This is a genomic window from Ruegeria sp. ABV4_181, assembly GCF_056158465.1.
The window spans coordinates 1-14,401 of the sequence record NZ_JBSWTI010000002.1 but is presented as its reverse complement, the minus strand read 5'-3'; the positions used below and the strand labels follow the sequence as shown (position 1 = coordinate 14,401).

The following is a 14,401-nucleotide window of genomic DNA, read 5'->3' as shown; positions in this document are numbered from 1 at the left end:
CGCGCCTCATAGTCTTGCCCGCAGCAACGGCATCCGACATCGTCAGGGGCCGGCACCGACTGCTGTCAAAGTTTCTTTGGCGCCCATCATGAGGAATTTGGACCGATCCGCAAGAATGCACCGTACCGCAAGCAGCGGTCACGAGGTTCGTCGTTTGCCATTGTGGTGGCTGAAGACCAGCCGGTTCGTCTGAACCTCGAACCGGAAATCCGCCGCCCTGCCCGAAAGTGCATCGTAGAACCGTCGCAGGCCAGGCTCGATCGGCTCCGCCATTGCGATACAATCCCGGCATATCTTTTCAATTCTGACCTGCGGCTGGCGATCCCTGATCGCGGTGATAAGTGTTTTGTGCTTTTGCTCAAGTTGTTGGAATTCAGGCGATTTCAGCAGGTTCCGGTTGCCAACTAGAACGAACACGGGCTCCAGATCCGACTTTCCCTTGAGATCGACAAAGCCAGCCTCCAGCATGGCCATATCGTGCAGCGTTTTTTCCCGGACAGAGTTGGAAACCAGAATGTCGTAGTCCACATGGCGGCAGCTTTGTTCTATCCGCGCGGCAATGTTCACCACGTCACCAATGACCGTATAATTGAACCGGCTTCGCGACCCGATATTCCCGACACAGGCCTGACCCGTGGCACATCCCGTCGCCAGGGCAATCGGGGGCCGCCCTTCCATCACGTCCGAGGCGTTGAAATCCACCAGCGCACGGCGCATCAGCAGCGCCGCCTGCGCCGCGCGGCAGGGGTGATCCTCGACCGGCAGGGGGGCATTCCAGAAGGCCATGACCGCATCGCCGATAAACTTGTCGATGGTCCCCCGTTCCAGCAAAATCTGGTCGCCAATCTGCGAGAACAGCTCGTTCAGCAAAGCCACCAGATCGGTCGCTGAAACGGACTCGGACAAAGGCGTAAAGCCGCGGATGTCCGAAAACATCACGGTGATTTCCTGGGTCTCGCCGCCCAGTTGCAACTGATGCCCTGTGCCTTCCATCTCATCCAGGATCTCGGGGGCGACATAGTGCGAGAATACCCGTCTGATGACCCGCTTTTCGCGTTCGGTCGAGATGAACAGGTACCCGGCCAGCAGGCCGAAATTGGCCATGCCTCCCATCAGCGGAAAGGTGACATCGAACAGCACAAGCTGGTTCTGAAAGGCAAGCCAGCTAATCCCCAGTACAACCGCCGCCGACACGCCGCCCGCGACAAAGGAAGCAACCGCGCCAAATCGGGACATAACCGCCGTCACCACCAGCCCAAGGATGACAAAGGAAAGCAGTTCCAGCGCTGCGGTGACATCCGACCGGCTCAGCATTTCATTTGTCACGATCTGCTCGAGTATCTGCGCGTGAATGGACACGCCGGGCACGGATTCGCCCAATGCGGTCTGATGCATGTCGAACAGCCCGGCCGCCGATGTCCCGACCAGAATGATCCGGCCTTCTATCTCGGCCCGCAGGTCGGGGTTGTCCGGCGGTTGCATCACGTCGTCAGCCGACAGGTACAGATCCGGGCTGTCATGCCGGTACCGCACCCAGACCTCACCGTTTTCGGTGGTGGGCAGGCGGAACCCTCCGATTTCAACGGCCAGCATTATGCCGGCTTCGTCCGGGGTGCCCTCGGCGATAATGATGGTCTCCCCCATGGCGACTCTAAGGGCTTCGATGCCCAGGCTGGGCAAGGCGCCGCCCGGGCCGCTCCAGAGAACCGGGACGCGGCGCACAATGCCCGTGCCGCCAAGGGGCGAAACATTTACGCCGCCAATACCTGTCGCGAATTGCTCCAGAGGTTCGGCAGGGGGTGTCCAGTGCGGGACCGAGACCAGACCGGCAGTTGGTGTTTCGCCGATTTCAATGATCCCGGCCTTTGTGGTGACAGTCCGGCCTTCGTCGGACAGCCGCGCCGCGGCGCCCAGAACCACGGGCCAGTTGGCTATTTCGGACCCGAACAGAAGATCATTGTCCAGGTTTTCGGCCGTGCGATCCACGGTCAACACGCGGGCCAGGGAGGGATCGTTCAGCAACCTTGAAGGAGAGTACCGGTCAGGTTCGATAAACAGCATGTCAAAGGCGATGGCCGCCGCGCCGTATTCGCCGAGGTTTTCCACCATTTGCGCCAGCAGGGTCCGGGGCCAGGGCCATTGCCCCCAGTTCGCCAGCGACTGCTCGTCGATATCGACAACCCGCACAGGAAGGCCGGGGTCATAGTCCCGCGGTGAAAGGCGTTGCAGAATGTCAAAGTAGATCAGCCGCGTCATCCGCACCGGGTAAGGGTCCAGCACCCGGATGAAACACCCAAAGAGAATAAGGCCCAGCCCGACAAGCTGAAATGCGCGACGCCGACCGGATCTGTCCTTGGGTTTTCCGGTCACCTGAGCCTCCGGTTGCCGTGGCCGAACCCTCGGGACGCCATGGCGCGATTGCCTTTGTCGTCACGCAAGGGTCCGCTTATCTGTTGCATGATCGGGGACCGTTCCGTTCAGTTGCCGCTGTTGCCCCCGTTGCCGCCGGTCGCGCCACTGGCCGGGCCACCGCCGGTGTTGCCACCGCCGCCGCCGATCGTGCCGCCGCTGCCGTCCGCGCCGCCGCCGCTGACGCCACCGATGCTGCCGCCACGGCCATCTCCGGCTCCGGCGTTTCCGCCGCCGATATTGCCGCCATTCCCGTTCCCGGTTCCGGTGTTGCTGCCGATATTACCGCCATTGCCCCGGCCCGGTTTGGAGCCGGGCGCGGGCGTTTCGGTCCGCGGTTCGTTTCGCGGCGCGGATTTTTCGGTACTTTTGACCTCCGATCGCTGCGCATCCGGGACGGGTGCATCCGACTTGATCGGTACCAGCGGTATGGCTTCGGCCGCACAACCGCCGATATCAACTTGCAGCGGGGCCAGCAATCGTTGCTGAGATTGTATGAATGGGAACCCTTCGGATAGCGCTTTCTGATATTGCTCCGGGTCCGCGGGACGTCCGATCCCGCCGCGCTGGGTCGTCGCGAACAGGCTGCATTGGCGTCCGGTTGACTGGCAGTTGCCGCTCAGGCTGCACATCTCGACCCGGCCTTCCAGAACCAGCATGGCGCTTTGCGTTCCGGGTACAACCCACATATCGAACGTGGTGCCGCGCACGGCCATGGTCGCAGTGGGGGTCTGAATGGAATAGGCCCGCTTTTTGCTTTTGCCGGAAATAAAGCGGAAACTGCCGCCCAGGGCCTGCACGGCAAAATTCTTGGCCTTTTTGTTGCCGCGCAGCATCGTGACATCCAGGATCATGCGCGCATTCGGACCAATAGCGATCTTCGTTTCATCAACGAATATCAACTGAACCACCCCGCTGCGGTCAGTCGATATGGAATCGCCGGAGGCAACTTCCATGCCTTCACGCAGGGGCTGAGACTTACCTGCGCGCGTGACCTCGGCGCCCTGTTTGACGCCCACGACTTTTCCGATATTGGCCAGGGCCTGCGCAGGCAGGACCAGAATACACCAAACAACACAACACAATCTTAACCAGGCCAAACCTAACTTCCCTTCCCCCAAAGGTATGTGTTGGGCGCTTTGCGCCCGCTGCCCGGTCTGATCCTCTGCAATTCAATTTTTTGACGTATTTTTTGTATTAAATCTAAGCAAATATGCCTTAAACCACGTTGCTTTGGCAAGTTTTCTGACGGATTGGCGAATTTCCCCTCGTCTGACGGGGGTCACCGCCGGATGCGAAGCAGGAGCAGGTAGCTCATTTGGGGCGCCCGGCTGTTGCTGCGATCTGTCAGGCTTCGACTAGATATCTTTCGGACAGGGGCAGGCTGGCAGCACCAAGGGCGCGGGCATCAGGGCCGACCGAACCCGCCAGAACCGCGGGCCGCTCCAAACCCGTCAGGTTGAGCTTGGACAGCTGCACATCAATCTCTTCTATAAGCCGTGTCTTCACGTTCAGCGGCATCCAGCCGTCAATTTTCACACATTCGAAATCGACGACGCTGCAAGATGCGGCGATGGCATAGGCCAGCCCGATAGCGGACTGTTTCAGCCAGCTCTCAAGCTGCGCCTCGGGCACATCCCATTGCTCGGTCGTTTCCCACATCGCGGTGGCGGTTCCGGTCCGGGACACCGAACGTTCCAGAACGTACAGGCTTGCGACGTCGATTAAGGGTTTCACGCGACCGGTTTCAATCGGAACCGGCAATGGTCCAAGAGCGCCCGCATTGCCCCGCCCGGAAAAGATGGAGCCGTTCAGCACCACGCCCCCACCGATGAAATACCCAACATAGAAGTACAGAAAGTCCCTGGGACCTCCGGCCGGGCCAAAGACCAGCTCGGCCCCGCAGGCGGCGGTGGCATCGTTTTGCAGGAATACCGGAATATCGTAGGCCGACGCCAGTTCAGATTGGATGTCGGCCGTGCGCCAGGGGTCCATTTCCTCTTGCGGAACCTGCAGCGTCTGTGCCCAGTCCCAAAGGTAGAAGGGCATTGCGATTCCAAGGCCTGCAACCCTGCTTCGGGCCTGCGGAGACAGACCGGACATGATGTTGCGCAGGCAGTCATGGGCGAAGTCCAGCGTTGCGCCGGGTTCGGGATAGTCATAGGTCCGCCTTTCGCGCTGCCGGACATTTCCCAGAAAGTCGGTCAGAACCAGTTCGGTGCTGCGGCGCCCGATTTTGAGACCGAAGAATAACGCCCCTTCCGGGTTGAGCCGCATGGGCACAGACGGCTGTCCGACCTTTCCGCGAACAGGTTCGCCCCGCAACAGCAATCCGTCTTTTTCCAGCTGACGCATGATCACGGACACGGTCTGCGCGGACAGCCCGGTCATGCGCGCGATCTCGGATTTGGCCAGGGCCTGGTGCCTGCGGACAAGCGACAGGACTAGGCGTTCGTTATGCGCACGCATACCGCTTTGGTTCGTGCCGCGCACCTCCGAAACCCGCTGCGCCCCGGGTTTGTCCTGTGGCAATCCAGCACTCACAACGGACCCTCCTTGTCGCAACAGTGGGAAAAAGCCAAACCCGTGTCAATAATAATTAAGAGTGATTTATTTATTGACTCATATATCGAATCTGGCGAAGGTTTCTGGTGTGGGATCGGGTCTCTATCCGCCCGATCGCTCAGATGCCCCTCTGGGCATGGGAGAAACTGGGAGGACGACCTATGAAACTTGCAAATCTTGCAGGCGCTACCGCGTTGGCGCTTACGGCGATGGCTGGGGGTGCACTGGCAGAGGGCGAAACCGTTTGCCTGATCACCAAGACGGACACCAACCCTTTCTTCGTCAAAATGAAAGAGGGCGCCACAGCCAAGGCTGATGAACTGGGAATGACGCTGAAAGCCTTTGCAGGCAAGGTCGACGGCGATCACGAAACCCAGGTTCAGGCAATCGAGACCTGCATTCTGGACGGCGCGAAGGGCATTCTGCTGACGGCGTCCGACACATCCTCGATCGTGCCAGCGGTAAAGCAGGCGCGGGATGCCGGTGTTCTGGTGATCGCGCTGGATACGCCGCTGGAGCCGATTGACTCTGCCGACGCCACATTCGCCACGGACAACTTTCTTGCCGGGTTGCTGATCGGCCAATGGGCCAAGGCCACGCTGGGCGACGCAGCCAATGATGCCAAAATCGCGACTCTGGACCTGGCCGTCAGCCAGCCGACAGTGGATGTGCTGCGCAATCAGGGGTTCCTTCAGGGCTTTGGTGTTGATCTGGCAGATCCCAACGTCATCGGGGATGAGAACGACCCGCGCCTGGTTGGAAGCGACGTGACCGCCGGGAATGAGGAAGGCGGCCGCCGTGCCATGGAGAACCTTCTGGCCAAGGACCCGACAATCAACGTGGTGCATACGATCAACGAACCCGCAGCGGCCGGGGCCTATGAGGCGCTCAAGGCCATCGGGCGAGAAAATGACGTGCTGATCGTATCGGTGGACGGCGGCTGCCCCGGCGTTCAGAACGTGGCCGACGGTGTCATCGGGGCGACTTCGCAGCAATATCCGCTTTTGATGGCGTCGCTTGGGGTCGAGGCCGTGAAGAAATGGGCGGATGAAGGCGTGAAGCCCGAAAACACACCCGGAAAAGACTTCTTCGATACCGGCGTTGCGCTTGTTACGGACAAGACCGCGGACGGCGTCGACTCGATCTCGGTGAAAGAAGGCATGGACCTCTGCTGGGGTTAAGCTGAACCGACAGGAGGCCGCCGAGGCGGCCTCCTGATACAAAACCACCTCGTCACCCGAAAACTTGCTAAAGTGGTCCGTATACGGGCGCTTGACGCATGGGGGAATATCTATGACCGAAACGTCGCGACAATCCGATGACTTTGAAGCCGCCGCCAAGGGCAGCCCCGAACAGGTAGCCGAGTTTGACGATCACCACCGGGGGTTTGTTGGCACGGTTCAGCACTTTCTGCATGTGAACCCGTCTCTTGTTCCGCTGATCGTTCTTGTGGCAGCAATCGTCATTTTTGGGGTTCTGCTGGGGGCCAAGTTCTTTTCGCCCTTTGCCCTGACCCTGATCCTGCAACAGGTGCAAATCGTCGGCATCGTCGCCGCGGCGCAAAGCCTGGTGATCCTGACTGCGGGGATCGACCTGAGCGTTGGCGCGATCATGGTCATGTCATCGGTTGTCATGGGACAGTTCACGTTCCGCTACGGGATGCCGCCCTCGGTCGCGATCCTGTGCGGGCTGGCCGTGGGAACCGCCATCGGCGCGGTGAACGGGTTTCTCGTCAGCCGGATCAAGCTGCCGCCCTTCATCGTCACGCTGGGTATGTGGCAGATCATTCTGGCCGCAAATTTCCTCTATTCCCAAAACGAAACGATCCGGTCGCAGGATATCGAAGAAAACGCCGCTATCCTGCAATTGTTCGGAACCAAGTTTAACATTGGCGGGGCGGTCCTTACGGTTGGGGTGATCTTTATGCTCGCTCTGATCCTCGGCCTTGCCTACGCATTGCGGCATACCGCCTGGGGACGTCATGTCTATGCAGTAGGGGACGATCCGGAGGCGGCGGAACTCTCCGGGGTCAACGTTCATCGCACCCTGATGTCGGTATACATGCTGTCCGGGCTGATATGCGCCTTTGCCGGCTGGGCTCTGATCGGACGGATCGGATCGGTCTCTCCGACCTCGGGGCAACTGGCCAATATCGAAAGCATCACCGCCGTGGTGATCGGGGGCATATCCCTGTTTGGCGGGCGGGGGTCCATACTCGGGTCGCTGTTCGGAGCCCTGATTGTGGGCGTATTTACACTGGGCCTGCGGTTGCTTGGCGCGGACGCGCAATGGACCTTCCTGCTGATCGGTATCCTCATCATCGCGGCGGTCGCGGTCGACCAGTGGATCAGAAAGGTGGCAGCCTGATGGAACCCATTCTCAAAGGACGAAACCTTGTGAAACGCTATGGCAAGGTCACTGCGCTGGATCACTGCGACTTTGACCTCATGCCGGGTGAGATATTGGCGGTGATCGGCGACAACGGTGCCGGTAAATCGACACTGATCAAGGCCGTATCAGGCGCGGTTGTGCCGGATGAGGGCGACGTGTGGCTGGACGGGCAAAAGGTGAATTTCCATTCGCCGATCGACGCCCGCAATGCGGGGATCGAAACCGTGTATCAGACGCTGGCAATGTCTCCGGCGCTGTCGATTACCGACAATATGTTCATGGGCCGCGAAATTCGCCGCAAGGGGCCGATGGGGTCGTTGTTCCGGATGCTGGATCGCCCGGCGATGGAGAGATTTGCCCGCGACAAACTGAGCGAGCTGGGCCTGATGACCATCCAGAATATCAATCAGGCGGTCGAAACCCTTTCCGGTGGACAGCGTCAGGGCGTGGCAGTGGCGCGCGCTGCGGCTTTCGGCTCCAAGGTCATCATTCTGGACGAACCGACCGCCGCATTGGGGGTCAAGGAAAGCCGCCGGGTTCTGGAACTGATAATCGACGTCAAGTCGCGCGGCATACCGATCATCCTCATCAGCCACAACATGCCCCATGTGTTCGAGGTCGCCGACCGCGTCCATGTTCACCGCCTTGGCAAAAGGTTGTGTGTTGTAGACCCCAAGGATTACACGATGTCGGACGCGGTGGCCTTCATGACCGGGGCCAAGGAACCACCGGCCGAGGACGAGGCGGCGTGAGCGGGCAAAGCGCCCCTCCGGAAAGACTGGCAGAACGAATTGCCGATGCGGTCTGCCTGCTGCCCAATGCATCCAAGCGGCATCTGGTGGCGGTCGCCGGCCCTCCTGGCGCGGGAAAATCAACCGTTGCCGCGCTGGCGCAGAATGCCTTGCAGCAGCGGGGGATTCCAACGGGTCTGGTGTCGATGGACGGGTTTCACTATGACAACGCGATCCTGAATGCGCGCGATCTCAGCCATCGAAAAGGCGCGCCAGAAACTTTCGATATCGCTGGTTTCCACGCGCTTCTTTTCCGGTTGCTGGCCGAGGACGACGTCGCCGTGCCGGAATTCGACCGGGATCTGGACAAGGCTATAGCCGCACGCTCAATCGTCACCCGGGATCAGCAAACGGTGCTGGTCGAAGGCAATTACCTGTTCCTCAACGAACCCGGCTGGTCGGACCTGAACCCACTTTGGAACCTGAAAATCTTTCTGGATGTCGATTTGCCGACGCTGGAGGCACGCCTGACAGACCGGTGGATCATGCATGGCCTGAGCCGGGATGCAGCACGGGACCGCGCCCTGATCAATGATATTCCCAACGCAAGGCGGGTCATCGAGAACTCGATTCAGGGTGACCTGGCGCTCTGAGTTGCATTGCCGTTCGTTGGCCGAAACGGGCAGGGATCGAATGAGGATCCTTGGCGCCGGCCACGCCAGCAACCTGTGTTGCTACCGACCCGGTTATCGTGCTTCCTGCAGCGTTGACAATTCTCCACCAAACCTTTGGTTGCGGATGGTTTCCGGCGTCGTTTCGTAGTGATCCCGGAATGCACGCGTCAGGGCGACCGCGGAAGAAAACCCTGTTGCAGCCGAAACCTCGCGATAGGAAAGATCGGTGTTGCGAAGCAGGCTATGGGCGTGTTCCAGACGAAGTTCCCTGTACGTTGTCAGGAGTTTGGTGCCCGTCTTGTTCAGAAACCGCCGCTGTAGCTGACGTGTCGACGTCGCAAGCACCCCGGACAGTTCTGAGATCCGCAAGGGGTCCTCAAGATGCTCCAGCATGGTCTCGATGGTCCGCCGCACCAAAGGGTCCGCGCCTGACCGTTGCACAAGCCTGATCGCAAGGTGGCTGTTACAGGATGGCTTTGGCTCCTCCAGACCGATGTAACTGCGTAGGGTGTCTGCAAGATGGGCACCGTGGTCCGCCGCCAGAAACTCGGCCAGCAACCGCAACGCGCTCAGCCGGGTCGAGGCGCTGTGCACCCGACCATCGCTAGCCAAATGACTGCCTGTGCCGCTGTCGATCAATCCGATTTCCTGCGCCGCGGCTGCGAAATTGGGGTGAATGGCCGCAACTGTATTTGCGGCCCGTCCGACCTGACCGAATAGCAATACTGCCCCGCCAACCAGAATTGTGCGCGGCGACAGATTCACAACCTGCGCGCACCACGCCTTTTCTTGTTCTGAAAGCGGCCAGTTGCCGTGAATATCGCCCCAGAACACCGCAGGTCGCCCGGCCCAGTACAAGGGGCCGCCGACTGGTTCGTCGGCAAGCACGCGCATGTTCACGACATATCTGTGGTTTTCGACCAAGTCGTTCACGGCGCGAAAGAAATCATCAATCATATGCGCCGATGCCCTGGCCTCCGGGCCGGCGAGAATGACATCAACATGTTGCAGACGTTCCGATTTCCAGGGTGCGGATCCGGTCCAATGCGAACGGCCATTCCGAAGGACGTAGTGTTTCATTGTTCCTTTCCCTGCTGGATGCGGACGTTGCCCCGTCGGGCAACGTCCCAGGCTTAAGTTCTTTCCGCCGAGGCGGGGGTTTTGGCTATTCTGCTGCGTCTTCGTATTCTGCCATGGGTGGGCATGTGCAGATGAGGTTTCGGTCTCCGTATGCGTTGTCGACGCGGTTGACGGGGGACCAGTATTTGTCGACGCCCATGGAGCCCGGGGGGAAGCAGGCCTGTTCGCGGGTGTAGGGGCGGTCCCAGTCGCCGACCAGATCGCGCACCGTGTGGGGGGCGTTTTTCAGCGGGTTGTTTTCCGCGTCGATCCTGCCGTCGATGATGTCCTGCGCTTCCGCGCGGATCGACAGCATGGCGTCGCAGAAACGGTCCAGCTCATCCTTGGGTTCCGATTCCGTCGGCTCCACCATCAGGGTGCCGGCCACCGGCCAGGACATGGTCGGCGCGTGGAAGCCGCTGTCCACCAGTCGCTTGGCGATGTCATCGACGCTGACATGCGCCGCCTCGTCCAGCGGTCTTGTGTCGAGGATGCATTCATGCGCCACCCGGCCAGTCTCGGAGGTGTAGAGGATCGGATAGGCCTCGGCCAGACGCGCGGCGATGTAGTTGGCGTTCAGGATCGCCACTTTCGTGGCCTGCGTCAGACCTGCCCCCCCCATCAGCAGCACATAGGCCCATGAGACGGGCAGGATGGACGGCGAGCCAAAAGGCGCCGCCGAGACCGGACCGACGGCACTGCCGTATTCCGGGTGGCCGGGCAGATGTTCTTCCAGATGCGCCTTGACGCCGATCGGACCCATGCCGGGGCCGCCGCCGCCATGCGGGATGCAGAAGGTCTTGTGCAGGTTCAGGTGGCTGACATCGCCGCCAATATCCCCCGGTCGCGAGAGACCCACCATGGCATTCATGTTGGCCCCGTCGATATAGACCTGACCGCCGTGATCATGGGTGATCTGGCAGACCTCCTGCACGGTGGTCTCGAACACGCCATGGGTCGAGGGGTAGGTGATCATGCAGCCGGCCAGATGGTCGCTGTGCTTTTCCGCCTTGGCGCGGAAGTCGTTCAGGTCGATATTGCCGTTCTCATCCGATTGCACCGGCACAACCTGCCAGCCCACCATCTGCGCCGAGGCCGGGTTGGTGCCATGGGCCGAGGTCGGGATCAGGCAGACATTGCGGTGCCCTTCGCCGCGGGCGAAGTGATAGTTGCGGATGGTCAGCAGGCCTGCGTATTCGCCCTGCGCGCCCGAGTTGGGCTGTTGGCTGATCGCGTCATAGCCGGTGATCTGGCACAGCTTGTCGTTCAGATCAGCAATCATCTCGTGATAGCCCTGCGCCTGATCTTCAGGGCAGAACGGGTGCAGGTTGCCGAACTCGGGCCAGGTGACCGGGATCATCTCGATCGTGGCGTTCAGCTTCATGGTGCACGACCCCAGCGGGATCATCGCCCGGTCCAGCGCCAGGTCGCGGTCGGCCAGACGGCGCATGTACCGCGTGATCTCGGCCTCGGCCCGGTTCTTGTGGAAGATCTCGTGGGTCAGATAGGCGCTTTCGCGCAGCGCATAGTCCGGCAGGCGATAGAGTTTGTTCGAACTGTCATCCTTGCGGTCGATGCCGAAAGCGCCCCAGACCGCCTCGATGGTCTCGGGGCGGGTCTGTTCGTCCAGGCTGATGCCCACTTTCGTGTCACCCACCTTGCGCAGGTTGACGCCCCGGGCCACGGCGGCCTCCATGACCGTTTTCTGCAGATGGCCGACCTCGACCGTGATGGTGTCGAAGAACACCTCGGGTTCAACGGCAAAGCCCGCCTCTTCCAGACCGGCGGCCATGCGTGAGGTCTTGCGGTGCACCGATTGCGCGATGGCCTTGATGCCGTCGGGGCCGTGGTACACGGCATACATCGAGGCAATCACCGCCAAGAGCGCCTGCGCGGTGCAGACATTCGAGTTCGCCTTCTCGCGCCGGATGTGCTGCTCGCGGGTCTGCAGCGCCAGGCGATAGGCCTTGTTGCCGCGGCTGTCGATGCTGACGCCGATGATCCGGCCCGGCATTGCCCGCTTCAGCTTGTCGGTGGTCGCCATATAGGCCGCGTGCGGCCCGCCATAGCCCATCGGCACGCCAAAGCGCTGGGTCGAGCCGATGGCGATATCCGCGCCCATCTCACCCGGTGACTTCAGCAGCGCCAGTGACAGGATGTCGGCGGCCACGATGGCAATCGCTTTATGTTCATGCAGCGCCGCGATCTCGGCGGTGAAGTCGCGCACATGGCCATGGGTGCCGGGATATTGGAAGATCGCACCAAAGACCGATCCCGCATCCAGCGTATCCGGATCGGCGACCTGCACCTCGATGCCCAGAGGCTCAGCCCGGGTTTTAATGACCGCGATGGTCTGCGGGTGGCAGTTCTTGTCGACAAAGAAAGCCGCGTTATTGGCCTTCGACCGGCCGCCGCGCTTGGCCATCGCCATCGCCTCGGCGGCTGCGGTGGCTTCGTCCAGCAGGGATGCGTTGGCCACATCGAGCCCGGTCAGGTCGCTGACCATAGTCTGGAAGTTCAACAGCGCCTCAAGCCGGCCCTGGCTGATCTCGGGCTGATAAGGCGTATAGGCGGTGTACCAGGCCGGGTTTTCCAGGATGTTGCGCAGGATCGGCGCGGGCGTGGTGGTGCCGTAATAGCCCTGACCGATCAGCGAGGTCAGAACCTTGTTCTTGCCCGCCACTTCTTTCATATGAAAGAGCGCGTCGCGCTCGGTCATCGCCGGGCCCCAGTCCAGCGGTTCCTTCTGCCGGATCGCCGGCGGCACGGTGGCATCAATCAGCTGGTCCAGCGTTTTGAAGCCGATCACCTTGAGCATGTCGCGCATCTCGGTGGGCGACGGGCCGATATGGCGGCGGTTGGCAAAGTCATAGGCTTCGTAATCGGTCAGTTTGAAGGCCATTGCAGCGCTCCTGTCGAATAGGTCAGGTCGGGCGGAGGCGGCAGAGGCCTCCGGCGTGGGGTAAGGGCCGTCCCGGAACCTGTCCGGCGGACTGGTTCAGGCCCGAACGGGCGGAGCCCCGGAATCAGGGCCCCGACATGGGTTTAGCCGATGAAGGCCTTGTAGCCGGCCTCATCCATCAGATCTTCGAGCTGCGCGGCGTCGGTCACCTTGATCTTGTAGATCCAGGCCTCACCCTCGGGGTCGTCGTTCAGCGCGCCGGGATTGTCGGCCAGCGTCTCGTTCACTTCGGTGATCTCGCCATCGACCGGGGCATAGAGCTCGGACGCGGCCTTGACGGATTCGATCACCCCGATCTCGCCATCTTTCTCGAACGTGTCGCCCACTTCCTGCTGCTCGACAAACACCACATCGCCCAGCTGCTCGGCAGCGTGCGCGGTGATGCCCAGCGTGGCGATGTCGCCCTCAACGGCCAGCCATTCATGCTCTTCGGAATAATAGGTTGCCATGGTGTCTCTCTCCTGACTTCAACGCTTGTAATTCTGTTTGACGAAGGGCAGCGCCGCAATCTCGGCCGGCTGCGCCTTGCCCCGGATGATCAGCTGCACCACCTCGCCCGGCTCACCATGGCCGGCCGCGACATAGCCCATCGCCACCGGTCCGCCGACCGTGGGACCAAACCCGCCCGAGGTGATCTGGCCAATGGGGTTGCCATTGCTGCACCGGATTTCCGTGCCCTGACGGGCCGGCGCCCGGCCTTCGGGCCTGATGCCCACCAGCCTGCGCGCAGGCCCCTCGGCCAGTTCCTTTTGCACCCGCTCGGCGCCCGGAAAGCCGCCCTCTTCCTTGCGGCGCTTCTGGATCGCCCAGCCGAGGCTGGCCTCGATGGGCGAGGTGCCCTGGTCGATGTCATTGCCATAAAGGCACAGCCCCGCCTCCAGCCGCAGGCTGTCGCGCGCGCCCAGACCCGCCGGTTCGCACTCCTCATGCGCCAGAAACGCGCGGGTGATCTCGATCGCCTTGTCCTCGGGGATCGAGATCTCATACCCGTCCTCACCCGTGTAGCCCAGCCGCGAGATCCGGCATTCGACGCCCAGGATGTCGGCCATTGTGGTTTCCATAAAGGTCAGATCCCGCGCCGCCGGGCACAGCTCACCCACCACGTTTTCCGCGGCAGGACCCTGAACCGCCACCAGCGCGCGGTCGAAAATCTCGGTCACCTCAACCCCGTCCAGATGTTCGCGCATATGCGGAATGTCCTGATGCCGCAGCGCTGCGTTCACCACCACAAAGTAGTGATCCCCCGCATTCGACACGATCAGATCGTCCATGATCCCGCCATCCGCATTGGTGAAAAACCCGTACCGCGCCTTGCCCGGCTTCAGGGTCGCATAAGCCTGCGGGCACAAAGCCTCCAGCTTCTCCCCCACATTCTCACCGCGCAAAATCACCTGACCCATATGAGACACATCAAACACCGCCGCCTTCTCACGACACTGCTTGTGCTCCCCCATGATCCCCAATGGATACTGAACAGGCATCTCCCATCCCGCAAAATCAACCAGCTTACCCCCCAACTCAACATGCAACGAGTGAAGAGGCGTGCGTTT

At 61.1% G+C, this 14,401-nt stretch carries 11 protein-coding genes; 4 read left to right on the top strand and 7 right to left on the bottom strand.

Annotation, left to right across the window (positions count from 1 at the left end):
* Positions 1 to 138 precede the first annotated feature (138 nt).
* The 3 genes from ACXAC3_RS00085 to ACXAC3_RS00075 all read right to left on the bottom strand — a co-directional run bounded on the left by ACXAC3_RS00085 (position 139) and on the right by ACXAC3_RS00075 (position 4,878).
* The gene (locus ACXAC3_RS00085) at positions 139 to 2,370 is read right to left on the bottom strand and encodes a CHASE2 domain-containing protein (protein WP_475153880.1); all 2,232 of its coding nucleotides are present in this window, start codon (positions 2,368 to 2,370) and stop codon (positions 139 to 141) included.
* Positions 2,371 to 2,477: 107 nt separating this feature from the next.
* Positions 2,478 to 3,509 (bottom strand): FecR family protein, encoded by a 1,032-nt coding sequence (locus ACXAC3_RS00080; protein WP_475153875.1) that lies wholly within the window; start codon positions 3,507 to 3,509, stop codon positions 2,478 to 2,480.
* Between the two features lie 247 nt (positions 3,510 to 3,756).
* Positions 3,757 to 4,878, bottom strand: a complete 1,122-nt coding sequence (locus tag ACXAC3_RS00075) for an ROK family transcriptional regulator (RefSeq protein WP_475163311.1) — start codon at positions 4,876 to 4,878, stop codon at positions 3,757 to 3,759.
* Between the two features lie 257 nt (positions 4,879 to 5,135).
* Here ACXAC3_RS00075 and ACXAC3_RS00070 point away from each other — a divergent pair, with 257 nt between their 5' ends.
* The 4 genes from ACXAC3_RS00070 to ACXAC3_RS00055 all read left to right on the top strand — a co-directional run bounded on the left by ACXAC3_RS00070 (position 5,136) and on the right by ACXAC3_RS00055 (position 8,749).
* The gene (locus ACXAC3_RS00070) at positions 5,136 to 6,155 is read left to right on the top strand and encodes a substrate-binding domain-containing protein (protein ID WP_475153868.1); all 1,020 of its coding nucleotides are present in this window, start codon (positions 5,136 to 5,138) and stop codon (positions 6,153 to 6,155) included.
* A gap of 112 nt (positions 6,156 to 6,267) precedes the next feature.
* A complete protein-coding gene (locus ACXAC3_RS00065) occupies positions 6,268 to 7,341 on the top strand; it encodes an ABC transporter permease (protein ID WP_475153865.1) in 1,074 nt (357 codons plus the stop codon).
* Positions 7,341 to 8,117 (top strand): ATP-binding cassette domain-containing protein, encoded by a 777-nt coding sequence (locus tag ACXAC3_RS00060; RefSeq protein ID WP_475153862.1) that lies wholly within the window; start codon positions 7,341 to 7,343, stop codon positions 8,115 to 8,117. Before ACXAC3_RS00065 ends, ACXAC3_RS00060 begins: the two co-directional genes overlap by 1 nt.
* Positions 8,114 to 8,749, top strand: coding sequence for a nucleoside/nucleotide kinase family protein (locus ACXAC3_RS00055; protein WP_475153858.1), 636 nt, complete (start codon positions 8,114 to 8,116; stop codon positions 8,747 to 8,749). Before ACXAC3_RS00060 ends, ACXAC3_RS00055 begins: the two co-directional genes overlap by 4 nt.
* A gap of 93 nt (positions 8,750 to 8,842) precedes the next feature.
* Here ACXAC3_RS00055 and ACXAC3_RS00050 read toward each other — a convergent pair whose 3' ends face one another.
* The 4 genes from ACXAC3_RS00050 to gcvT form a co-directional block, all read right to left on the bottom strand.
* Positions 8,843 to 9,850: a helix-turn-helix domain-containing protein gene (locus ACXAC3_RS00050; RefSeq protein ID WP_475153853.1), complete on the bottom strand. Its 1,008-nt coding sequence runs from the start codon at positions 9,848 to 9,850 to the stop codon at positions 8,843 to 8,845.
* An 85-nt stretch (positions 9,851 to 9,935) separates the two neighbouring features.
* A complete protein-coding gene (gene gcvP, locus ACXAC3_RS00045; protein ID WP_475153850.1) occupies positions 9,936 to 12,791 on the bottom strand; it encodes an aminomethyl-transferring glycine dehydrogenase in 2,856 nt (951 codons plus the stop codon).
* A gap of 143 nt (positions 12,792 to 12,934) precedes the next feature.
* The gene (gene gcvH, locus ACXAC3_RS00040; protein ID WP_475153844.1) at positions 12,935 to 13,300 is read right to left on the bottom strand and encodes a glycine cleavage system protein GcvH; all 366 of its coding nucleotides are present in this window, start codon (positions 13,298 to 13,300) and stop codon (positions 12,935 to 12,937) included.
* 18 nt (positions 13,301 to 13,318) lie between these two features.
* The coding region (gene gcvT, locus ACXAC3_RS00035) for a glycine cleavage system aminomethyltransferase GcvT (RefSeq protein ID WP_475153836.1) at positions 13,319 to 14,401 on the bottom strand (1,083 nt) is incomplete at its 5' end.